A 21,630-nucleotide genomic window follows, 5' to 3' on the forward strand; every position below is an offset into this window, starting at 1 on the left:
CATACAGTGGCTAGCCGTTCCCGTATCTACCCCGGGAGCGCCGCCTCATCCGTGCCGCATGATGAATATAACACAGCAATTTTCCGAAATCAATATGTTGCTCATGTTTGTAACATAACAGTAACAAAGCATCCTGCCGCTTCCATGCTATCAATTTTCATGAAATTCGCGTATTTTTATGAAAATTGAACGACATCCCGATGTATGCCGCCAATATAGCGCTCCACCTATTCAGTCTTCTTTTATCATATATGTGTAACCTTCCTTCCGCCGGCCGCCGCCCCCCCTCCCGCCTTCTTTTTTTGACACATTTTTAAAAAATGTCAAAATTCCAGCGCCGTTCGCGTCCGGGCGGAGCCGGGTCCTCCCCTCCGGCCCCGCGGCAAAATGCGGCTTGACTTGACGCCGGAGGACGGTGTAACATAAAAGCATGATCCCGCAAACGTTTGAGCACCGACTGTTGAGAGGAGGCCACGCGTGAAAACGATTCTCAGCTACCTCCGCCCTCACGCTCCCCGGGTTGCCGTGGGCGTGACGGTCAAGTTCACCGCCGCCGTTCTGGAGCTGCTGCTCCCCCTTCTGCTGGCCCATATCATCGACGACTGCGTCCCCGCCGGGGACCTGGCCGCCATCCGCCGGGCGGGGGGAGGGATGCTGCTGATGGCCTTTGGCGCGGCCTTCTGCAACATCACTGCCAACCGCATGGCCGCCTGGGTCTCCATGGAGATGACCCGGCGGCTCCGCCGGGACCTCTACCGCCGGACGCTGCTGCTCTCCCAGGCCCAGCAGGACCGGCTCTCCGTCTCCTCCCTGGTCTCCCGGCTGACCAACGACACCTATAACGTCCATCAGATGTTTGACAAAATCCAGCGGGGCGGCATCCGGGCCCCCATGCTGGTCCTGGGGGGGCTGGCGCTGACCTTTTTGCAGGCCCCCTCCCTGGCCCTGGTGCAGCTGGCGGTCTGCGGAGCCACCTTCCTGTCCATCTGGCTGGTGACCCGCCGGGGCATTCCCCGCTACGCCAAGGCCCAGGAGGCAGTGGACACGGTGGTCCGGGTCATCCGGGAAAACGCCTCCGGCGTCCGGGTCATCAAGGCTCTGGCCTGCCAGGAGCGGGAACGGCAGCGCTTCGCCGGGGCCAGCCAGTCCGCCCGCCAGGCGGAGGAGACCGCCGGACAGATCATGGCCGCCGCGAATCCTCTCTCGGACTTTCTTCTGAATCTGGGGCTGGTGCTGGTGGTTCTGGCCGGGGCGGCCCTGGTGGACCGGGGGCGGCTGGCCTCCGGGCAGATTGTGGCCTTCCTCTCCTACTTCACGCTGATTCAAACCGCCACCCTGGGCCTGGCCAAACTCTTTGTCAAGTTCAGCAAGGGCGTGGCCTCCGCCCGGAGGATTGAGGAGGTTCTTCTGACCCCGGAGGGCCAGCCCGTCCGGACGGCAGAGACAGCGGACCGCCCCGGCCCGGAGCTGGGGATGGAGCACGTCTCCTTCTCCTATCTGGGGGTGGAGAAGGACTTGGACGGCGCGAACTTCTTTTTAAATAAAGGAGAGACCCTGGGCGTCCTGGGTCCCACCGGCGCGGGGAAGACCACTCTGCTCTCCCTGCTCCTCCGCCTGTACGACGCGGACGAGGGCGTGGTCTGGGTCAGCGGGGAGGATGTCTCCACCCTGAGCCGGACCGCTCTGCGGGGCCGCTTCGGCGCGGTGTTCCAGAACGAGACCCTGCTGAACGACAGCGTCTATGAAAACATCTCTTTCCTGCGGAACCTCCCCCGGAAGGAGGTGGCCGCCGCCGCCAAAACCGCCCAGGCCTGGGCGTTCATCCAGGCTCTGCCGGAGGGACTGGACACCCGGCTGGACATCCGGGGGGCCAATCTCTCCGGCGGGCAGCGCCAGCGGCTGCTGATCGCCCGGGCCCTGGCCGGCCGTCCGGGGATTCTGGTCCTGGACAGCGCCGACAGCGCCCTGGATTACCGCACCGCCGCCGCGCTCCACGCCGCCATCCGGCGGGACTGTCCCGGCGTCACCCTGGTGGTCATCTCCGAGCGGGTGGCCTCTCTCCGGGAGGCGGACCGGATATTGGTGCTGGAGGACGGCGTCATCGCCGCCCAGGGCCGCCACGACCAGCTTTTGGAAACCTGCCGGCGCTACCGCCGCATGGCGGAGCTTCAGATGGGAGGGTTGATATGAAGAAATCCGTACTGCTTCGCATGGGCCCCTTTCTCCGCCCCCACGGTCCCCAGTTTCTTCTGCTGCTGGTGCTGCTGCCGGCAGGGAACCTGCTGGCCCTGGCCGCGCCCCTCCTCTCCGGCAAGGCGGTGGATGCCATCGGCATCCGGGCCGGGGGGGTAAACTTCCCCGCCGTGCTCCGCTGCTGCGCTGGAATGCTGCTTTGCTACGCGCTCTCTTCCTTATTAAATTACCTGGTGGCCTCCCGCCTCATCCGGCTGGCCCAGGCCGTTTCCCACGATCTGCGCCAGGCTGCCTTCGACCGTATGAGCGAGTTGCCCGTGGACTATTTTGACACCCACCCGGCGGGGGACCTCATCAGCCGGGTCTGTTACGACGTGGACACCGTCAACGCCACCATCTCCACGGATCTCTTGCAGCTGGGCGCCAGCGTCTTCACGGTGGCGGGCTCCTTCTTGATGCTGCTGCTCCTCTCTCCCCGTCTGACCCTGGTGTTCTTCGTCACCGTTCCCCTCTCGGCGGTGCTGACCCGTTTTCAGATGAAGCGCATCCACCCCCTCTTCCGCCTCCGCTCCAAGGAGCTGGGGGCCCTCAACGGCTTTGCCGAGGAGCGGATGGGCTGCCGCCGGTCCATCCGGACCTACGGCGTGGAGGAGGCGGACCTGTCCCTCTTCGAGTCCCGCAACGCCGCCGCCTCCAAGGCCTATTACGACGCGGACCGGGCCAGCGCCGCCCTGGGCCCCTCGGTGAATTTCATCAACAACGTCTCCCTGGCGGCCATCAGCATGTTCGGCGCTTTGCTGTACCTGGGGGGCGGCCTGTCTTTGGGCGGCCTCTCCTCCTTCGTCCTCTACTCCCGGAAGTTCTCCGGCCCCATCCGGGAGGCCGCCAACCTCCTGGCGGAGCTCCAGGCCAGCGCGGCGGCAGCGGAGCGTGTGCTGGACCTTCTGGACGAGGAGCCTGAGGCGGGAGACCCCGCCGGAGCCGTTCCCGCGGCGCGCCTCCGGGGCGACATCCGCTTTGACCATGTGACCTTTGGCTACGATCCCACCCGCCCCGTTCTCCGGGACTTCACCGCCCACATTCCGGCGGGAAGCCTCGCCGCCGTGGTGGGCCCCACCGGCGCGGGGAAGACCACCCTGGTCTCCCTGCTCCTTCGGTTTTACCGGCCCCAGAGCGGTTCCATCGCCATCGACGGCGTCCCCCTGGACCAGTACAGCCGGGACGGCCTGCGCCGCCGTCTGGCCCTGGTGCTCCAGGACACCTGGCTCTTCGGTGGCACCATCGCGGAAAACATTGCCTACGGCGCGCCCGGTGCCGGACGGGAGGAGATCGTCCGCGCCGCCAAGGCCGCCCGCATCCACCGCTTCATCTCCTCCCTCCCCCAGGGCTACGACACCATTCTCACAGACGAGAACATCTCCAAGGGCCAGCGGCAGCTGCTGGCCATCGCCCGGTGCCTCCTTACCGACGCGGACATTGTCATCCTGGACGAGGCCACCAGCAACGTGGACACGGAGACAGAGGGGGAAATCAGCCTCGCCATGGATCGTCTCCGCCAGGGGCGGACCTGTTTTGTCATCGCCCACCGTCTCGCCACCATCCGGGGGGCGGACCGCATTCTGGTTCTGGACCAAGGCGGCGCGGCAGAGCAGGGAACCCACGAGGAGCTTTTGGCCGCCGGAGGCGTTTACGCCGGGCTCTACGCCGCCCAGTTCCAATGACGCGCGTGGAGAAATTTGCCGAAAACGTATCCGCACATTCAGAAAATCCCAAAAAATGCAATTGCAAAATAGCAAAATCCTATACTTTCCATTTGTCTGAATTGTAAACAAACCGTGAAAACAAACAAAAAAGCCCCTCTAAAATCGGGAGGCTGACAATTGACAAACCTACTTGGGATTCTTTATAATGAACCCAGGAAGTCGCAAACGTTTGCGCAAATGCGCCCGAAGGCGGGCCGCGCAAATCTTCCCGGGCAGGGAGACGGATGGGAGGATCATTGGAAGCGAACCTTGCCCGGCAAGTCCCCAGCAGTCATCAGAAAGAGGTGTTATCGTGTCAAATGCAGTAACTGTGACCAAGGAAAGACCCCCCCGCAAGAAACTGACGGCACGTCGGCTGAAGAACCTGATCCTGAACGTGCTCAAAAACCCGTTCAACATGGTCGTGCTGGTCAGCCTGATCGTGTTGTTCTGCCTGATCGTCATCCCCCTGCTGACCATGATCAAGTCCACCTTCACCCTGGCCCAGGGCGAGCTGCGCCGGGTGGACGGCAAGGTGGGCGACTTTACCCTGTACTATTGGAAGTACATGCTGATGAGCAACATGTCCAAAGCCGTTTTGTGGGAGCCTCTGCTCCACTCCTTCGTCTGCGGCTTCTTCACCACGCTGATCTCCGTGCCTCTGGGCTCGGTGCTGGCCTGGCTGATGATCCGTACCGACCTCCCCGGTAAGAAGGTGCTGGGCATTCTCATTACGGTGCCCTACATGATCCCCTCCTGGACCAAGGCCATCGCCTGGCTGGCGGTGTTCCGCACCCCCACCAGCGGCGCCAACGGCTTCCTCACCGGCATGGGCATACCCATTCCCGACTGGCTGGCCTACGGGCCCACGGCCATTGTGCTTTGCATGTCCATGCACTATTACGCGTTCTCGTACATCCAGGTCTCCGGCGCTCTGCGCTCCATCAACTCGGAGCTGGAGGAGATGGGCGAGATTCAGGGCGCCAACAAGGCCCAGATTCTCCGCTACATCACCTTGCCGCTGATCCTTCCCTCCGTGCTCTCCGCCCTGGTCATGACCGTCTCCAAGTCCATCGGCACGTACGGCGTGGCCGCCAACCTGGGCAACCGCATCGGCTATTACACCCTGGCAACCCGCATGCGCGTCTACATTGACCAAGGTCCCCGGGGCGTGGGCTACGCCATGAGCATCGTCCTGGTGGGTCTGGCGGCCTTGATTCTTATGAGCAACCAGAAGGCCATCGGCGTCCGCAAGTCCTATGCCACCGTGGGCGGCAAGGGCGGCCGCAGCACCCTGATGCCTCTGGGCGCGGCGAAGAAGCCTATGATGGGCTTCCTGGCCATCTTCCTGTTCCTGGCCATGGTCATGCCCTTCTTCGTGCTGATTATGGAGACCTTCCAGGTCACCACCGGCGCGGGCTACGGTCTGGACAATCTGACCCTCTACAACTGGATCGGCGAGGCCGGCGAGGCGGCAAAATACACCAACTACGAGGGCATCTTCCGCAACAAGGAATTCTTCAACGCTCTGTACAACACCGTGCGCCTGACCATCATCACCTCCCTCATCACCGCTTTCTGCGGCCAGTTCCTGGGCTACATCAGCTCCCGCGGCCGGGGCAAGTGGTACGGCAACCTCACCGAGCAGCTGGTGTTCGTCCCCTACCTGATGAGCGGCGTGGCCTTCTCCACTATGTACTTCTCCATGTTCAGCGTGCCCCACCTGGGCGGGCTGATTCCCTCCCTGTACGGCACCTTCACCCTGATCGTTCTCACCTCCGTGGTCAAGCACTTCCCCTTCGCCAGCCGCTCCGGCACCGCCAACATGCTCTCCATCAGCGTGGAGCTGGAGGAGGCTGCGGACATCGCCGGCGCCAGCTTCTGGAAGCGGATGGCCACCATCATCGTTCCCCTGGCGAAGAACGGCTTCATCTCCGGCTTGATGCTGGTGTTCATCTCCATCGCCAAGGAGCTGGACCTCATCATCATCATGATGACCCCCACCACCCGGACCATGTCCTATCTGGCCTTCACCTACTCTCAGGAGGGTTACGCCCAGATGTCCGACGCCATTTCCGTGTGCGTGCTGCTGTTCATCCTGTTCTGCTACATCTTCGCCAACAAGGTCGCCGGCGCGGATATCGGCAAGAGCTGGTAAGCGGCGTCGGAAATTCCGCCCACTCCGCTTCCGCCGCCTTTGGCGGCGAAAGCTCCGCTCTGCTCCATTCCCTCCGCCGCCCTTCAAGAGGGGACTTTGTCCCCCCTTGGGCATTCCCCCTCCCCTGCCGGGGGACGGGGGACGAGAGGCGGGGGGATGGAACGGGAAGTGGGGCGGATCGTATCGGGATTTCAAAGTCAAGATCAGAAAGGAAACGTGCCATATGAGCCGCATTGAACTGAAAAACATTGATAAATTTTACGGCAACAACCACGTTCTGCGCAACATCAACCTCACCATTGAGGACGGGGATTTCATGACCCTGCTGGGCCCCTCCGGCTGCGGCAAGACCACGACCCTCCGGGTGGTCTCCGGTCTGGAGAAGCCCCAGAACGGCATCATGACCATTGACGGCGTGGAGATGATCAACGCCGACGACGCTTACTACGCCGAGCCCAGCAAGCGCGGACTGAACCTGGTGTTCCAGTCCTACGCCCTGTGGCCCCACATGACGGTGTACAACAACATCTCCTTCGGCTTGAAGATTCAGAAGATGAGCCACGACGAAATTGACCGCCGGGTCATGGACTCTCTGCGGATGATGCGCATCGACATGTACAAGGACCGCTATCCCACCGAGCTCTCCGGCGGCCAGCAGCAGCGCGTGGCCATCGCCCGTGCCGTGGCCTCCAGCCCCAAGCTGCTGCTGCTTGACGAGCCCCTTTCCAACCTGGACGCCAAGCTCCGCATCGACATGCGCTCCGAGCTTCAGCGCCTGCACAAAGAGCTGGGCACCACCATCATCTACGTCACCCACGACCAGGTGGAGGCCCTGACCATGTCCACCAAGATCGCCCTCTTCAAGGCCGGCGAACTGAACCAGGTGGCCACGCCCATGGAGCTGTACAACAACCCCATCGACCTGGAGGCCGCCGACTTCATCGGCAACCCCCGGATCAATCTGGTCCCCGGCAAGGCCGAGATGAAGAACGGACAGCTGGTGGTCAAGAGCGAGCTGGGCGGCCACACCTTCCCCGCCGAACACCTCACCAGCGAGGAGAAGCCCTCCAGCGGCGAGTTCGACTGCGTGCTCGCCATGCGGCCCGAGCAGATCCTCATCTCCCGGGAGCCTGTGGACGGCGCCCTCCCCGTCACCGTGTACGCCAGCCAGCCCGCCGGTTCCGAGACCATCGTCACCCTGAAGGCCGGCGAGGACGAGTTCCTCTCTAAGGAGCTGGGGCAGGCCCACTACGACATTGACCAGAAAGTCTGGGCGATTATTGACCAGGATAAGATCAACGTGTATAATAAGGCTACCACCCGCCTGATCAAGCGCTCGGTCTGAGTCCCCCTTTTCTTGATAGACAAAGAGGCGCACCCCCGGCGGCGGGCCCGCCGCCGGGGAACGGGCTATTTCCCCGCCTCCGCCTTTTTGACTATATTCCAGCGCTCAGAAATTCCCCAAAACGAAAGGAGAAGATCCGATGAAAAAGAAACTCTTTGCACTGCTGATGGCCCTGGTCATGGTTCTCAGTCTGGCCGCCTGCGGCGGAAACGACGGCGGCAGCCAGCCCGCCGGCAGCGGCTCCCAGCCCTCCGGCGACGCGCAGCCCGCCGGCGATTCCGGCAGCGGCGACGCCGCCGCCACCACCGACCTGAAGCTGGGTTATGACCTGGAGACTGGCATCAGCGTCTACGGCCCCTATTACGACGAGTGGAGCGAGAAGACCGACGACGAGCTCTATCAGATGGCTCTGAACGAGGATAAGGATCAGACCATCACCGTCTACGCCACCTCCTCCAAGATGCTGAAGGCCGAGGAGCCCTTCGAGGAAATGTATCCCGGTCTGGACCTGGTGGTTGCCGACCTGGACTCCGATGAGGTTCTGAGCAAGGCCAAGATCGAAAACGAGACCAACAATATCACCGCCGACGTGCTCCAGACCAAGGACGTCAACGGCGAGGTCTTCCACGAGTACTATGACAACGGCGTTATCGAGCCCTTCTATCCCAAGGACATCTGCTCCCACATCACGGAAGAGAACCTGAAGTACAGCTATCCCCTGTACTCCTCTCAGTCCTTCTGGTATTACAACACGGAAATCTTCCCCGATGGCCAGCCCATTAACAGCTGGTGGGAAATCATCGAAAAGGATGACGCCGGCAACCAGAAGTTCGCCCTGTACACCAAGGAAATCGGCCAGGAGACGGCTTACCTCTCTCTGTTCGCCAGCTTCATCATCAACGCCGAGGAGATGGCTCAGTCCTATAAGGATACCTATGGCAAGGACCTGGAGTACACCTATGACGCCTCCAGTTTCGACTTTGAGGTTCCCGAGAACAACGCCGGCGTTGAGTACCTGTGGCGCTTCACCCAGGCGAAGATGACCTTCATCGGCGACGGCGACGAGCTGGTGCTGGCCGTCCACAACTCCACCAAGGATCAGCCCGCTCTGGCCCTGGCCTCCGCCGGCAAGATCGAAAACCGGGAGGAGTCCGGCTACAACATCGACTGGTGCATCAGCCTCAGCCCCTACACCGCCCTGCTGAACACCGAGAGCATGTTCGTCGTCAGCGGCTGCGACAGCCCCGCCGGCGCCCGCCTCTTCATCCGCTACATCACCGGCGGCGCGGACGGCCAGAGCGGCGGCCTGAAGCCCTTCACCAAGGTGGGCAACTGGCCCCTGCGCGACGACTTTGAGGACAAGAAGAACCCCGCCAAGCTCAACGAGCTGGGTGCCCGGGCCAACGACCTGGTCTCTATCTACGACATTTATCCCGACGTGCAGGACATGTGGATGTACTGGCTGAACCAGTAATCTTCTCATATCGCCGCGTTTCACAGCTGGGCGGGCGGCCGCATGGCCGCCCGCCCGCTTTCTAAGAAGCCGTATTCACAGGTGAGAATCAAAACGGGCTTCCCGCCTGTGAATACAGTTTCTGAGCATGAAGGAGGAATCCCATGGCAAATCCCATCCGGCAAAAAGAGATCGACGAGCGCATTGGCAAGTTCGCCGACAAATTCTGGGGCGCGTTCCAAATGACAGAGAACGGCAGGGTGAAGAGCACGATTCTGCTGTACTCCTTCTGCCTCTGCTGGGTTCTGCTGGCTCTCTACGGCGGATGTTACGCCCTTTTGATCGACCCGCTGGAGGCAATGCTCCAGGGCGCGCCCGTCCCGCTGGTCAACCTGGCGGAGACCCTGGTTCCCTCCCTGGCGGGAACGGCGGCTGCCTCCCTGGTGTGGCTTCTGCCCGGCGACAAGCGCCTGCTCCCCGCCGCCTATATCTGGCTGGCGCTGCTGCTTCTGGCCTGCCTGATCTCCCTGATGATTCTGATGGGGCTGGAAAGCGCCGGGCTGATTCTCCAATTCTTCGGGATGTTTGTTCTGGCGCCCTTGGTGACGGGCCTGGGCTCCTCCCTTTTGGCGTATTATCTATATTGGAAAAAAAGGCCCCCTGCCGGCGACCCGGCACGGCCTTGGAAAAGGCAGTGAGAATTATGATCGATACCGTATTGTTTGACATGGGCGGGACCTTGGAGGACATCTGCATCGACGAGGAGAGCAAGAAAGCCTCCGCCCAGGGCGTTCTCCGCATTCTGGAGGCCCACGGCCACCCCCTTTCCCTGGACATCCCTGCCGCCATCCAGGCCCTTGCCGAGGGCTGGGACCGCTACGCCGCCTACCGAGGCCCCACCAACCGGGAGCTCAAGCCCGAGGAGATTTGGGGCAACTACGTCCTGACGGAGCTGGGCCTGGACTTTGACACCGTGAAGCCCTTTTCCGAAGAACTGGCCCACATGTGGGAAATTACCCACTACCACCGCCGGCTCCGCCCCCGGGTCAAGGAGATGCTGGAGGGGCTGAAGGGGCTTGGCATGAAGCTGGGGGTCATCAGCAACACCGCCAGCCTCTATCAGGTCTTCCGCATTCTGGAGGAATACGGCATCCGGGACTACTTCCAGGACGTGACCCTCTCCTCCGTCACCGGATACCGCAAGCCGGACCCCAACATCTTCCTGGTCTCCTTGAATCAGGTCCGCTCCGAACCCGGGACCTGCGCCTACGTGGGCGATACCTATTCCCGGGATGTCATCGGCCCCCAGAACCTGGGCTTCGGCGCCACGTTCCACATCCACTCCTTCCTGACCCAGTCCCGGGACACGGACGTCCCCAAGGAGGTCCGGGCTACGTACTCCATTCAGGACATCTACGAGGTCTACACCATCCTGAGCCGTCAGGCAAGCGGAAAGGCGGTATAATATGTTTACCTTTAACCACTTCAACTTCAACGTCGCCGACCTGGAGCGGTCCCTCCAGTTCTACAAGGACGCCCTGGGTCTGGAGCCGGTCCGCCGGAAAGAGGCGGAGGACGGCAGCTTTGTCCTCGTCTTCCTGGGAGACGGAAAGACGGATTTCCGCCTGGAGCTGACCTGGCTGCGGGACCACCCCCAAAAGTACAATCTGGGGGAGTGCGAGTTCCACCTGGCCCTGAAGGCCGGAGACTACGAGGCCGCCCACGCGAAGCACAAGGAGATGGGCTGCGTCTGCTTTGAAAATCCCGCCATGGGCATCTATTTCATCACCGACCCGGACGGGTACTGGATCGAGATCATTCCGTGACACCCCGCGTGTTTCCGGCAAAACAGGAGGGCGGATTCTTCCGTCCTCCTGTTGGTTTTATTCCCAAAAATTCCTCTTGTTTTCCCACAGGAGCGCCCTGCCCATCCCGCCGGAGAAAATCGAGGAGATGACGGACCTGATAGCCGGCGACGGGAAGCTGCGGCCATAAAAAACGCGTCCGGCAAGTGCGGAGGGCCCTGACCCAGACGGTCAGAGCCCTCTTTTTTATCCCGCCATAACGCCCACTACCAAAAACACCACGGTCAGCAAAAGAAAATACAAAATCAGCTTCCAGACATACTTTACCCATTTGTCATAGGGCACGTGTCCCAGGGCCAGCGCCCCCATCACCACCGCCGCCGTGGGGGTGATGATGTTCACAAGTCCCGAGGCGGACTGGAAGGCCGTCACCACCAGGTCGCCGCCCACGCCCGCGAAGCGCCCCAGGGGGGCCACCACCGGCACCGACAGCGTGGCAAGGCCCGAGGAGGATGGAATCAGCACCGTCAAGGGCAGATACAGGAAATAGACCAGCAGCACGAAGCTGACGGGCCCCGCGCCGGACAGCGCCTCCTCTCCCCAGTGGAGAATGGTGCCGGTGATCTGCCCGTCGTTCATCAGCACGGTGATGCCCCGGCTGATGCCGATGATCAGCGCCACGCCCAGAAGGTCCGCGCAGCCGGCCACATAGGTCTCGGCGATCTCCTCCTCGCCCATGCGGTCCATAAGGCCGATGATGACGCCGCTCACCAGGAACAGGGCGCTGAGCTCCGGGAACCACCAGCCCAGAACCGGCAGGGGCAGGCCCATCTCGTCAAAGGGAATGACGCCGTAGATCATGATGAGGAAGGTCAGCGTGAAGACCGCCATAATGGCTTTCCGCTTTGGCGTGAATTCCACCGTCTCTTCCATATTGGCCTGAATCTTCCCCGCGCCCACGCCCACCACGGACCGGGAGGGGTCCTTTTTTACCCGGGCGGCGTAGGACATGACAAACCAGATGGCCGCGCCCTCAAAGACGATCCACTGGAGCGCCCGAAGGAGGATGCCATCCCCCAGGGACACCCCGGCAAAGCCCGCCGCGATGCCTGTGGCGAAGGGGTTCACCGTGGAGCTGATGATGCCCGCCCCGGCCCCCAGAAGGATGACGGAAATGCCCACCACGGCGTCATAGCCCGCCGCCAGGAAGACGGGAATCAGCAGCGGGTAGAAGGCCATGGTCTCTTCCCACATGCCGTAGGTGGTGCCCCCCAGGCCGAAGGCGATCATCAAAATGGGGATAAGCCACTTCTCCCGGCCTCCCAGGCGCTGGATGATCCGGCCCACGCCGGCGTCCACCGCGCCGGTCTTCATCACCACGCCCAGGAAGCCGCCCACCATGAGGATGAAGACGCAGACGTCCACCGCGTCATAAAAGCCGGAGAAGGCGGCCCGCAGCACCGCGCCGGCTCCCTGGGGGCTCTGGGTCACGGCGTGATAGCTCCCCGCCACGGGCACCTCGTCCACATAGCGGTAGGTCCCCGCCGGAACCACCCAGGTGGCGGCGGCCACCAGAACGATGAGGAGGAACAAAATGGTGTATGCCGTGGGCATACGGAATCTCGCTTTTTCCAAAAGGGATGCCCCCCTTTATTTTCCGATGGTGGCCACCAGGACGGCCTTGATGGAGTGCATCCGGTTCTCCGCCTCGTCGAACACCACGCTGTGGGGGCCCCGGAAGACCTCGTCCGTCACCTCCCGGATGTCCACGCCCTTGTCCATCCACTCCTTGGCCAGCTTGGTCTCGAAGTCGTGGAAGGAGGGCAGGCAGTGCATATAGAGCACGGCGGGGTTGCCCGTGGCCTTCATGGTCTCCTCCGTCACCCGGAAGGGAGAGAGCAGCTCCGCCCGCTTGGGAATCAGCTCCTCCTCGCCCATGGAGGCCCAGATGTCGCCGTAGATCATGTCCGCGTCCTTGAGGCTGCCCATGTCGTCTGTAATCTCGATGAGGCCGCCGTTCTTCCGGGCCTCGGCGAAAACCCGCTTCACCAGCTCCTGGTCCATCTCCCGGGCCAGCTCCTGGGGGCCCAGGCCCACGAAGTGCATGCCCATCTTGGCCGCGCCGATCATCCAGGCGTAGCACATGTTGTTCCGCACGTCGCCGGGGAAGACCACCTTCATCTTGTTCAGGGGCTTGGCGCAGTGCTCCTCCAGGGTCATCATATCGGCGAGAATCTGGGTGGGGTGGTCCCAGTCGGTGAGCCCGTTCCACACGGGGACGCCGGACCACTTCGCCAGATCCTCCACCACCTGCTGCTGATAGCCCCGGTACTCGATGCCGTCGAAGAAGCGGCCCAGCACCTTGGCGGAGTCCTCCAGGGATTCCTTCTTGCCCATCTGTGAGCTGCCCGCGTCCAGATAGGTGACGTGGGCGCCCTCCTGGGTGGCGGCGACCTCGAAGGAGCACCGGGTCCGGGTGGAGGTTTTCTCAAAGAGCAGCACAATGTGCTTGCCCTTCAGGGCAGGTTCGCAAATTCCGGCCCGGCGCTTGGCCTTCAGGTCGTGGCCCAGGTCCAGGAGATAGCGAATCTCGCCGGGGGTGAAGTCCTCTAACGTCAAAAAGCTGCGGCCTTTCAAATTCAGTGCCATAGTTGGATTACCGTCCTTTTTCATAATAGTCCATAATACAAGGGGCTGCCCCTCCCCGCCGGGGAGAGGCCGGCTCCGGCGGGAAATCAGGGGTCGTCCCGCCAAAGGGGCATGCTCATACACCGGGGGCCGCCCCGGCCCCGGCTCAGCTCCGCGCTGGGGATGGTGTGAACCTTGACGCCCGCCTCCTCCAGGGAGCGGTTGGTCACATAGTTCCGGGAATAGACCACCACCTCGCCGGGGGCGATGGCCAGGGTGTTGCTGCCGTCGTTCCACTGCTCCCGGGCGGCGTCCACCTCGCTGCCCCGGCCGCACTCGATGAGGGTCACGTGGTCCAGACCCAGGTGCGCTTTCAAAATGTCCTCCAGGCGGCCGTCCTCCTGGGTGATCTTCATCTTTTTGTTCTCGTCCAGCTCCATGACGAAGACGGTGATGCTGGAGAGGATGTTGGGATGCACCGTGAACTTGTCCCGGTCCACCATGGTGAAGACCGTGTCCAAGTGCATGAAGGACCGGCTCTTGGGGATATTGAAGGCCAGAATCTTCCGGAAGCTCGTCCGGCTGTAGGTCAGCACCGCCTCCGCCAGGGTATCGATGGAGTCCCCCTTGGTCCGCTGGGAAATGCCCACCCCCAGCACCTGGGGGCTGAGAATCAGGATGTCCCCGCCCTCCAGAGAGGAGGTCTCGCCCCGGTCGTACCACCGGGGGGCGTGCATATACTCCGGATTGTGCTCAAAAATAAACTTGCCGAAGAGGGTCTCCCGGTTCCGGGTTTCCGTCAGCATCTTGTGGATGGACACGCCGGTGCCGATGGTGGCGAAGGGGTCCCGGGTGAAATAGAGGTTGGGCATGGGGTCCACCACGAAGGGATACCCGTCCTCGGAGGCGGAGAGGAGGTCTGAAAGTTTCTCGCTCTCGCCCTGAAGCTGGCTTTTCCGCACGCCGGCCATCATGGTGGAGACCATCTGCTTGTCCGGCATTTTGCCCAGGTACTCCCCCAGAAGCACCCGGTTCCGCTGGTCCTGGATGCCCGCCTCGTCCAGGAACTGAACCACCAGTTCCTTGCGGACCTCGTCGGATGTGATGGAATTCACCACCAGGTCCGTGAGGTAGACCACCTCCACGCCTTGCTGGCGGAGGCAGTCGGCGAAGGCGTCATGCTCCTTCTGGGCCTCCCGGAGGTAGGGGATGTCGTCGAATAAAAGACGCTCCAGATACTCCGGCATCAGGTTTTCCAGCTCCTGGCCGGGGCGGTGGAGCAGGACCTTTTTCAGCCGCCCGATCTCGGAGGTGTTATGGATTCCCGTTTCCAAATGGGCTCACTCCTTTTCGCGTTCAAATCCTTGGGTGGTTTTAGGGTCCCTGGTTTTTCCCGTTTCATGCGCGGCGGAAAAAATTACAAAATCATACCCCATAATAAGGAGGCGGCTTCTTACGAAGCCGCCTCTCCGCTTTCCGGGTTCTCCGGATGTTCCGCGCCCGCCGCCTTCTCCAGCAGTACCGCCGCGAACCGCTCCGCGAAGAGCCGCCCCGCCAGGACGGCCTCCTCCGGGGAGTTCCCGGCGGCCCCCACCTCCAAGAGCAGCGACCCCGCCGTAGCGTGCTGGTTGTACCGGGAGTTTCGCAGCAGCACCGGGCGCATCAGGGTGGGGTAATGCTCCAGAACGTCCTGCTGCACCGCCGCCGCCAGGCGAAGGTTCTCCATCCAGTCCGGATGCTCCAGGCCGCTGCCGTCGCTGCCCATCACCAGGGACATCTGCGCCGGAACGCCCACGCCCTCCACCTCCGAGACCGCCTTGTACTGGTTCCCCTGACCGTCCTCAATAGCGTCCCGGTGGACGTCCAGGACGAAGCGGATGGAGGGGTACTCCTCCAAATACTTTTGGATGGAGACCAGGGCCCGGTCATAGGCCCCGGTATAGTTGGGGTAGTCGTACAGCGTCCGGTCGTGGAGGACGGAAATGCCCGCCGCCCCCAGGACCTCCGCCATCTCGTCTCCCACCTTCACCACATTGTAGCGGTAATCCGTGGTCCGGTAATCTCCGGACCAGACAATTCCCTCCGTTCCCGGGACGGGGGTGTAGGCCTCGCTGCCGTGGGTGTGGAGAATCAGCACCTGGGGCCCCATCTCCCCCAGGGTGGCCGCGAAGGGCTTTTGCAGCTCCGGGACGGAGAGGGCGTAGCCCGTGGAATTGCTGATGTACACCCGCCCGCAGACGGTGTAGCCGCTGGGGTCCGTGGGAATCAGCGTCTTGGCGGGAACGCCGTTGTCCTCCGCCGGGGGGGCGGCGGGCTCCACCGGCGTCTCCTCCACCGGCACCACCGCCGGCGTCTTCGTCTCCCCGTCCTCCTCCGGGGGCTCCTGTCGCTCCAGGGACCACAGGGCCGTCACCTCTTCCCGGGCCGCCAGCAGCAGCGGGGACTCCCGGATGGCCAGCGCCGCCGCCGGAGACAGACTGTCCCGCCGCCAGAGGTCCCCCAGCTCCCAGCGGAGCAGGCTCACCGGCAGCGCCGCCTCCAGGGCCGACGCGGCGGAAGCCGCCGTGTCGCTGCCCGCCGTGACAAAGACCAGCCACAGCGTCACCGCGGCCAGCAGCGCCGCCTCCGCCCGCCGGAGCAGTTCCCGGATGGATTTCTTTTGTTTCATGGCTTTTCACCTCTGGGACAACCTATGTTTCAAGGCGGGAAAATATGTCAGTCTTGCAATCCCGTCCTATTCAGTATATACTTGGATACATCACATCCACGACGCAATACTATACACTATGCCATGATTCCACAAAAGGAGCTGAACTTCGTGACCAGAACGCAGCTTGCCAGCGGCGTGCATCTCACATACCTGCCGGCGAAGAAATTCAAAACAAGCCTCCTCTCCGCCCAATTCGTCGTCCCCCTGCGGTGGGAGTCCGCCTCCGCCAACGCCCTGTTCTCCGCCATTCTCCGGCGGGGCACCGTCACCTGCCCCGACATGGGGGCCCTCTCCGCCCGGCTGGACAGCCTCTACGGCGCCCGGATTGACGTGACCGTCCGCAAAAAGGGCGAAGCCCAGTGCGTGGGCTTCGTGGCCAGCCTGATCGACGACTGCTTTGCCCCCGGGGGGGAGCGTCTGCTGGAGCCCGCGGCCAACCTCCTGGGGGAGCTGATCTGCGCTCCTGTCACCCGGGACGGGCGCTTCCTCCCCGAATATTTCGAGAGCGAGAAGACGAACCTTATCGACGCTATCCGCAGCATCCTGAACGACAAGCGGGCCTATGCCGACAGCCGCCTGCTTCAGGAAATGTGCACCGGCGAGCCCTACGGCGTGCCCCGCCTGGGCAACGAGCAGATCACCGCCGCCCTCAGTCCCCAGCTGGTCTACGACGCCTACCAGGCGTTCCTCTCCTCCGCCCGGCTGGAGATTTTCTACAGCGGCAGCGCGGAGCGCCAGCGGGTGGAGGACGCCCTCCGGGCCGCCCTGGCCGGCCTTCCCCGTTCCCAGGTGGAGCCCGCGCCGGAGCGCAGCCCCCACCTCCCCCCGGAGGAGCCCCGCTTCCTTACCGAGCGGCTGGACGTCACCCAGGGAAAGCTGGGCATGGGCTTTTCCTGCGGCAGCGCGGACGCCGCCGCCCTGCTGACGGGCAACGCCCTCTTCGGCGGCAGCAGCAACTCCAGGCTCTTCCTCAACGTCCGGGAAAAGCTCTCTCTCTGCTACTACGCCTCCTCTCTCTACCACCGGCAGAAGGGGCTGATCACCGTCTCCTCCGGCATTGAGTTCGACCACTACCAACGCGCCCTGGACGAGATTCTGCTCCAGCTCTCCGCCCTCCAGGAGGGCGAGCTGGAGGACTGGGAGCTGGAAGCCGCCAAGAGCACCCTCCTGAACGCCTACGCCTCCATGGGGGACTCCCAGGGCAAGCTGGAGAACTTCTATCTCGGTCAGGCCGCCACCGGACAGGGCGAGTCTCCGGAGGAGCTGGCGGAACAGGTCCGCTCCGTCACGCCGGAGCGCATCTCCGCGGCCCTGTCCACCGTGAAGCTGGATACCGTGTACTTCCTTCAGGGAAAGGAGGCGGAAGCATGAAGCCCGTCTATTACGAGGCCCTGGGCGAGACCGTCTACTGCGGCGCCCTGCCCAACGGCCTTTCCATCCGCGTCGTCCCCAAGCCGGACCACGCCAAAAAATACGCCTTTTTCGCCACCCGCTACGGCGGCATGGACACCCGCTTTCAGCTGGGGGGCCGCTGGCTGGACACCCCCGCCGGCATCGCCCACTATCTGGAGCACAAGATGTTTGACACCAAGGAGGGCAACGCCCTCCAGGAGCTGGCGAAAAACGGCGCGGAGCCCAACGCCTTCACCTCCAACGCCATGACCGGGTACTACTTCGACTCTACGGAGCACTTCGAGGAGAACCTGGAAATCCTCCTCTCCTTCGTCTCCGTCCCCTATTTCACGGAGGAGAGCGTCGCCAAGGAGCAGGGCATCATCGGTCAGGAAATCCGCATGATCGAGGATAACCCGGACTGGCAGCTCTACGTCCGGATGCTCCGGGCCCTGTACCACGCCAATACCGCCCGCACCTCCATCGCCGGCACGGTGGAGAGCATCTCCCATATCACGGCGGAAACCCTTTACGACTGCCACCGGGCCTTTTACACCCCCTCCAACATGATTTTGACCGTGGTGGGCAACGTGGACCCGGTCCAGGTTGCCGAACTGGCCCGCCGCGTCCTCCCCCAGGAGGGCGGCCCCGCCATCCCCAGAGACTATGGAGAGGAGCCGGAGGCCGTGGCCACACGGGAGACCCGCCTGGAAATGGAGGTCTCCAGTCCCCAGTTCCTGCTGGGCTTCAAGTGCCGCCCCGCGCCGGAGGGCGAGGAACGCCTCCGGGCCATGGTGCTGGGGGACATGGCCTGCGACCTGCTCTTTGGCGAGTCCAGCCCCCTCTACCAGCGGCTCTACAGCCAGGGCCTCATCAACGCCAGCTTCGGCGGCGAGTTCGAGCTGCTGCCCGGCGCGGCCTATCTCTACGCCGGGGGCGAATGCAAAGACTCCCGGGCCGTGGCCGCCGAGATTCAAAAGGAGTCGGACCGCCTGGTCCGGGAGGGCGTGGACGAGGCGTTCTTCCAGCGGGTCCTCCGGGCCAATTTCGGCTCGAATCTCCGGGGGCTGAATTCCTTTGAAAACATCGCCGTCTCCCTCACGGAGGGGTACTTCGGCGGCTACGACCCCTTCCGCTTCCCCCAGGTCTTTGACAGCGTCACCCAGGAGGACGTGCTCTCCTTCCTCCGGGACAGCGTGACGGAGGAGCGGGCCGTCCTGTCGGAAATCGTTCCTAAGGAGGACCAGCGCCATGTCCGCCCCTGAACTGACCGCGCTGAAGGACATGCCCATCAGCTTCCCCGGCCTCTTCGGGGACTGGTCCTTCAACCCCGACCCCGTCGCCATCCACGTCGGCCACGGCGTCTACTGGTACGGAATCATCCTGGCTCTGGGGTTTCTGGCGGGGCTGCTGCTGTGCATGAAACAGGCCAGGCGCTATGGCCTGACGGAGGACCATGTGCTGGACTTCGTCCTCTGGGCGGTGCCCTGCTGCATCCTGGGCTCCCGCATTTACTACGTCTTATTCTACCTGGACCTCTACCGGGACGCCGGCGGCGCCCTGGACTGGAGCCGGATCATCGCCATCTGGGACGGCGGCATCGCCATCTACGGCACCGTCATCGCCGGGGCCTTGGTGGTCCTGGTGTTCACCCGGCGCCGGAAGATTCCCTTCGGCGCCATGACGGACCTGGCCGTCATGGGATTGCTGCTGGGCCAGATCATCGGCCGCTGGGCCAACTTCATCAACCGGGAGGCCTTCGGCGGGCTGACGGACCTCCCCTGGCGGATGCGGGTGTGGGTCAGCGCCTCCCAGTATGTGGAGGTGCATCCCACGTTTCTCTATGAAAGCCTGTGGAACCTGCTGGGCCTGCTGCTGATCCTCTTCGTCGTCTCCAAGGGCCGCCGGTTCGACGGGGAGAACACCTGGTTCTATTTCCTCTGGTACGGCCTGGGCCGGGCCTGGATCGAGGGGCTTCGCACCGACAGCCTGTATCTCTTCGACTGGACCTTTATAGGCCGGCCCATCCGGGTCTCTCAGGCCCTGAGCGTCGCCATGGCGGCCCTGGCGGCCCTGGCGCTGTTCTATCAGATTTGCGTCAAAAAGCCCTCTCCGGAAAACCTGCTGGTAAACCGTCTGGCGGCGGAGGCCAGCGCCCCGGAGCCGGAAGAGCCCCCCGCCGGGGAGGACCCGCCGGGCCCCGTCTCTCCGCCGGAAGGAGGTTCCGACCATGGCGATCCGGCTTGACGGCGCGGCTCTGGCCGCGCGGCTCCGGGCTGAGGTCCGGGAGGAGGCCGCCGCCCTGCCCCGCCCCCCCGCCCTGGCAGTGATTCTGGCGGGAGACGACCCCGCCTCCCAGATCTACGTCCGGGGCAAGGAGCGGGACTGCGCGGAGTGCGGCATCCGCAGCTTTACCCACCGCCTCTCCGCCAGGGAGGCCCGGGAGGCCCTTCTGCCCCTTGTCCGCTCCCTGAATCAAAACGGGGACGTGGACGGCATCCTGGTCCAGCTCCCCCTGCCGGAGGGGCTGGAGGAGCGGACGGTTCTGCACACCGTCTCCCCGGAGAAGGACGTGGACTGCTTTCATCCCCTGAACGCCGGTTTTCTGGCCCTGGGGGAGCCCCGCTTCCTCCCCTGTACCCCCGCCGGCATCCTGGCGCTGCTGGACGCCTACGAAATCCCCATCCGGGGCCGCCGCTGCGTCATCATCGGGCGGAGCCGCCTGGTGGGCGCGCCCCTGGCCCGGCTGCTCACTCTGCGGGACGGCACCGTCACCCTCTGCCACTCCAGAACAGAGCGTCTGCCGGAGCTCACCCGGCAGGCGGACATCCTGGTCTCCGCCGCGGGCCGCCCCGGTCTGGTAACGGGGGACATGGTGAAGCCCGGGACGGCGGTCATCGACGTGGCCATGAACCGAACCGCCGATGGAACCCTCACCGGCGACGTGGACTTCCCGGCAGCGGAGCGCCGGGCCGCCTATATCACCCCGGTTCCCGGCGGCGTGGGCCCCATGACCCGGGCCATGCTGATGCGAAACGTTCTCCAGGCCTCCCGGGCCCGGCAGAGGGCCGGGGGAAATGGGAAAAACTAGAAGTTGCAAAGGCCACGGTTCCCCCGTGGAAATTCACGCAAACGCTGGTCGGTTTCGCTGAAACCGGCCAGCGTTCTTTGTCATAATATCCAATTCCCTCCAGGCATGCCCCCAGAGCAGTTGACATTTTCAATAATTCTGTTATAATCAACAAAAAAAGTACATTATATTTGAGGTGGTTTTTTGCTGATTACAAGAGAGATGGACTACGCCCTGCGCATCCTGCGGGCGCTGCACCGGGACGGACAGCTCTCCGCCGCCGCCGTGGCCCGGCAGGAGCACATGCAGAAGGCCATCACCCTGAAGCTGCTGAACCGGCTTTTGGCCGCCGGAATTGTGGAGAGCCGCCGGGGCGTCAGCGGGGGATATTTCCTCAAGCGCCCCTGCGAGGAGCTGCGGATTTACGATCTCTTCCAGGCCATCGGCGAACCCCCCCTCATCAACCGCTGCCAGCGGGAGGGCTATTCCTGCGAGAACTTTCCCAAGGGCGGATGCACCATCTGCCGGGAGCTGTGCCGCATCCAAGGCGTTTTGAACCAGGAGCTCCAGCGGACGCCGCTGAGCGATATTTTCCAGTAGGTTTACCCACTCATTTCTGATATGCCGCATCAAGGGAAAAGGAGGCAAACACATGCTGTATCAAACCACGCAGGCCCACGAGGAACTCCGGGCAAAGGTCCGCGAATTTGCCGAAACGGAGGTCAAACCCATTGCGTTCATGCTGGACCAGCAGAACCAATTCCCCAGGGAAGCCGTCCAAAAACTGGGGAAGCTGGGCCTGATGGGCATTCCCTATGAGACCGAGTACGAGGGCGCGGGGCTGGACGCCCTGAGCTACGCCATCGCCGTGGAGGAGCTGGCCAGAGTGGACGGCGGCGCCGGCGTCATCCTCTCCGCCCACACCTCCCTGGGCACGTATCCCATCCACGCCTTCGGCAGTGAGGCCCAGAAGAAGAAGTACCTGCCGGACCTCTGCTCCGGCCGGAAGATCGGCGCCTTCGGCCTAACGGAGCCCAACGCCGGGTCCGACGCCGGCGGCACCGAGACCACCGCCGAGGACATGGGGGACCACTACCTCTTAAACGGCGAGAAAATCTTCATCACCAACGGCGG

Annotated in this window: 18 protein-coding genes; 14 read left to right on the forward strand and 4 right to left on the reverse strand. The window is 63.3% G+C overall.

What is annotated here, in order from left to right:
• Positions 1-477 precede the first annotated feature (477 nt).
• From QZ329_RS07410 to QZ329_RS07445, 8 genes are all read left to right on the forward strand, one after another.
• Positions 478-2,190, forward strand: coding sequence for an ABC transporter ATP-binding protein (locus QZ329_RS07410; protein ID WP_295750469.1), 1,713 nt, complete (start codon positions 478-480; stop codon positions 2,188-2,190).
• Positions 2,187-3,914: an ABC transporter ATP-binding protein gene (locus tag QZ329_RS07415; protein ID WP_295750472.1), complete on the forward strand. Its 1,728-nt coding sequence runs from the start codon at positions 2,187-2,189 to the stop codon at positions 3,912-3,914. Before QZ329_RS07410 ends, QZ329_RS07415 begins: the two co-directional genes overlap by 4 nt.
• Before the next feature lie 334 nt (positions 3,915-4,248).
• Positions 4,249-6,093: an iron ABC transporter permease gene (locus tag QZ329_RS07420; RefSeq protein ID WP_295750475.1), complete on the forward strand. Its 1,845-nt coding sequence runs from the start codon at positions 4,249-4,251 to the stop codon at positions 6,091-6,093.
• A 223-nt stretch (positions 6,094-6,316) separates the two neighbouring features.
• A complete protein-coding gene (locus QZ329_RS07425; RefSeq protein ID WP_295750478.1) occupies positions 6,317-7,438 on the forward strand; it encodes an ABC transporter ATP-binding protein in 1,122 nt (373 codons plus the stop codon).
• 139 nt (positions 7,439-7,577) lie between these two features.
• Positions 7,578-8,912, forward strand: a complete 1,335-nt coding sequence (locus QZ329_RS07430) for an extracellular solute-binding protein (protein ID WP_295750480.1) — start codon at positions 7,578-7,580, stop codon at positions 8,910-8,912.
• Between the two features lie 143 nt (positions 8,913-9,055).
• On the forward strand, positions 9,056-9,589 hold the full coding sequence (locus tag QZ329_RS07435; protein ID WP_295750481.1) for a hypothetical protein: 534 nt from the start codon (positions 9,056-9,058) through the stop codon (positions 9,587-9,589).
• A gap of 5 nt (positions 9,590-9,594) precedes the next feature.
• On the forward strand, positions 9,595-10,356 hold the full coding sequence (locus tag QZ329_RS07440; protein WP_295750483.1) for an HAD family hydrolase: 762 nt from the start codon (positions 9,595-9,597) through the stop codon (positions 10,354-10,356).
• A 1-nt stretch (position 10,357) separates the two neighbouring features.
• The gene (locus tag QZ329_RS07445) at positions 10,358-10,717 is read left to right on the forward strand and encodes a VOC family protein (RefSeq protein ID WP_295750486.1); all 360 of its coding nucleotides are present in this window, start codon (positions 10,358-10,360) and stop codon (positions 10,715-10,717) included.
• 225 nt (positions 10,718-10,942) lie between these two features.
• On the opposite strand, the gene QZ329_RS07450 is transcribed toward QZ329_RS07445, so the two are convergent.
• The 4 genes from QZ329_RS07450 to spoIIP all read right to left on the reverse strand — a co-directional run bounded on the left by QZ329_RS07450 (position 10,943) and on the right by spoIIP (position 15,992).
• Positions 10,943-12,331: a YfcC family protein gene (locus QZ329_RS07450; RefSeq protein WP_295750489.1), complete on the reverse strand. Its 1,389-nt coding sequence runs from the start codon at positions 12,329-12,331 to the stop codon at positions 10,943-10,945.
• Positions 12,332-12,346: 15 nt separating this feature from the next.
• A complete protein-coding gene (gene argF, locus QZ329_RS07455) occupies positions 12,347-13,345 on the reverse strand; it encodes an ornithine carbamoyltransferase (protein ID WP_295750492.1) in 999 nt (332 codons plus the stop codon).
• 86 nt (positions 13,346-13,431) lie between these two features.
• Positions 13,432-14,658: an arginine deiminase gene (gene arcA / locus QZ329_RS07460; RefSeq protein ID WP_295750495.1), complete on the reverse strand. Its 1,227-nt coding sequence runs from the start codon at positions 14,656-14,658 to the stop codon at positions 13,432-13,434.
• A gap of 119 nt (positions 14,659-14,777) precedes the next feature.
• The gene (gene spoIIP, locus QZ329_RS07465; protein WP_295750498.1) at positions 14,778-15,992 is read right to left on the reverse strand and encodes a stage II sporulation protein P; all 1,215 of its coding nucleotides are present in this window, start codon (positions 15,990-15,992) and stop codon (positions 14,778-14,780) included.
• 150 nt (positions 15,993-16,142) lie between these two features.
• Between spoIIP and QZ329_RS07470 the strand changes: the two genes are divergently transcribed.
• From QZ329_RS07470 to QZ329_RS07495, 6 genes are all read left to right on the forward strand, one after another.
• Positions 16,143-17,405, forward strand: a complete 1,263-nt coding sequence (locus tag QZ329_RS07470) for a pitrilysin family protein (RefSeq protein WP_295750500.1) — start codon at positions 16,143-16,145, stop codon at positions 17,403-17,405.
• Entirely contained in the window at positions 17,402-18,691 is a 1,290-nt protein-coding gene (locus tag QZ329_RS07475; RefSeq protein WP_295750504.1) for a pitrilysin family protein, read from the forward strand. The genes QZ329_RS07470 and QZ329_RS07475 overlap by 4 nt, the downstream gene beginning before the upstream one ends.
• Positions 18,678-19,673 (forward strand): prolipoprotein diacylglyceryl transferase, encoded by a 996-nt coding sequence (gene lgt, locus QZ329_RS07480; protein ID WP_295750506.1) that lies wholly within the window; start codon positions 18,678-18,680, stop codon positions 19,671-19,673. The genes QZ329_RS07475 and lgt overlap by 14 nt, the downstream gene beginning before the upstream one ends.
• Entirely contained in the window at positions 19,657-20,517 is an 861-nt protein-coding gene (locus tag QZ329_RS07485; protein WP_295750509.1) for a bifunctional 5,10-methylenetetrahydrofolate dehydrogenase/5,10-methenyltetrahydrofolate cyclohydrolase, read from the forward strand. The genes lgt and QZ329_RS07485 overlap by 17 nt, the downstream gene beginning before the upstream one ends.
• 183 nt (positions 20,518-20,700) lie before the next feature.
• A complete protein-coding gene (locus QZ329_RS07490; protein WP_295750512.1) occupies positions 20,701-21,096 on the forward strand; it encodes an Rrf2 family transcriptional regulator in 396 nt (131 codons plus the stop codon).
• A 52-nt stretch (positions 21,097-21,148) separates the two neighbouring features.
• Positions 21,149-21,630: acyl-CoA dehydrogenase family protein (locus QZ329_RS07495; protein WP_295750515.1), on the forward strand; the 482-nt coding region annotated here is incomplete at its 3' end.

Source organism: uncultured Oscillibacter sp., from assembly GCF_910579365.1.
In the GTDB taxonomy this organism is placed as follows: Bacteria; Bacillota; Clostridia; order Oscillospirales; family Oscillospiraceae; genus Oscillibacter.

Excerpts from the sequence above, each read along its gene's own strand:
- QZ329_RS07415 (WP_295750472.1), top strand. The coding sequence starts at position 2,187 with ATGAAGAAATCCGTACTGCTTCGCATGGGCCCCTTTCTCCGCCCCCAC.
- QZ329_RS07425 (WP_295750478.1), top strand. The coding sequence starts at position 6,317 with ATGAGCCGCATTGAACTGAAAAACATTGATAAATTTTACGGCAACAAC.
- QZ329_RS07430 (WP_295750480.1), top strand. The coding sequence starts at position 7,578 with ATGAAAAAGAAACTCTTTGCACTGCTGATGGCCCTGGTCATGGTTCTC.
- QZ329_RS07435 (WP_295750481.1), top strand. The coding sequence starts at position 9,056 with ATGGCAAATCCCATCCGGCAAAAAGAGATCGACGAGCGCATTGGCAAG.
- QZ329_RS07440 (WP_295750483.1), top strand. The coding sequence starts at position 9,595 with ATGATCGATACCGTATTGTTTGACATGGGCGGGACCTTGGAGGACATC.
- QZ329_RS07445 (WP_295750486.1), top strand. The coding sequence starts at position 10,358 with ATGTTTACCTTTAACCACTTCAACTTCAACGTCGCCGACCTGGAGCGG.
- argF (WP_295750492.1), bottom strand. The coding sequence starts at position 13,345 with ATGGCACTGAATTTGAAAGGCCGCAGCTTTTTGACGTTAGAGGACTTC.
- spoIIP (WP_295750498.1), bottom strand. The coding sequence starts at position 15,992 with ATGAAACAAAAGAAATCCATCCGGGAACTGCTCCGGCGGGCGGAGGCG.
- QZ329_RS07475 (WP_295750504.1), top strand. The coding sequence starts at position 17,402 with ATGAAGCCCGTCTATTACGAGGCCCTGGGCGAGACCGTCTACTGCGGC.
- lgt (WP_295750506.1), top strand. The coding sequence starts at position 18,678 with ATGTCCGCCCCTGAACTGACCGCGCTGAAGGACATGCCCATCAGCTTC.
- QZ329_RS07485 (WP_295750509.1), top strand. The coding sequence starts at position 19,657 with ATGGCGATCCGGCTTGACGGCGCGGCTCTGGCCGCGCGGCTCCGGGCT.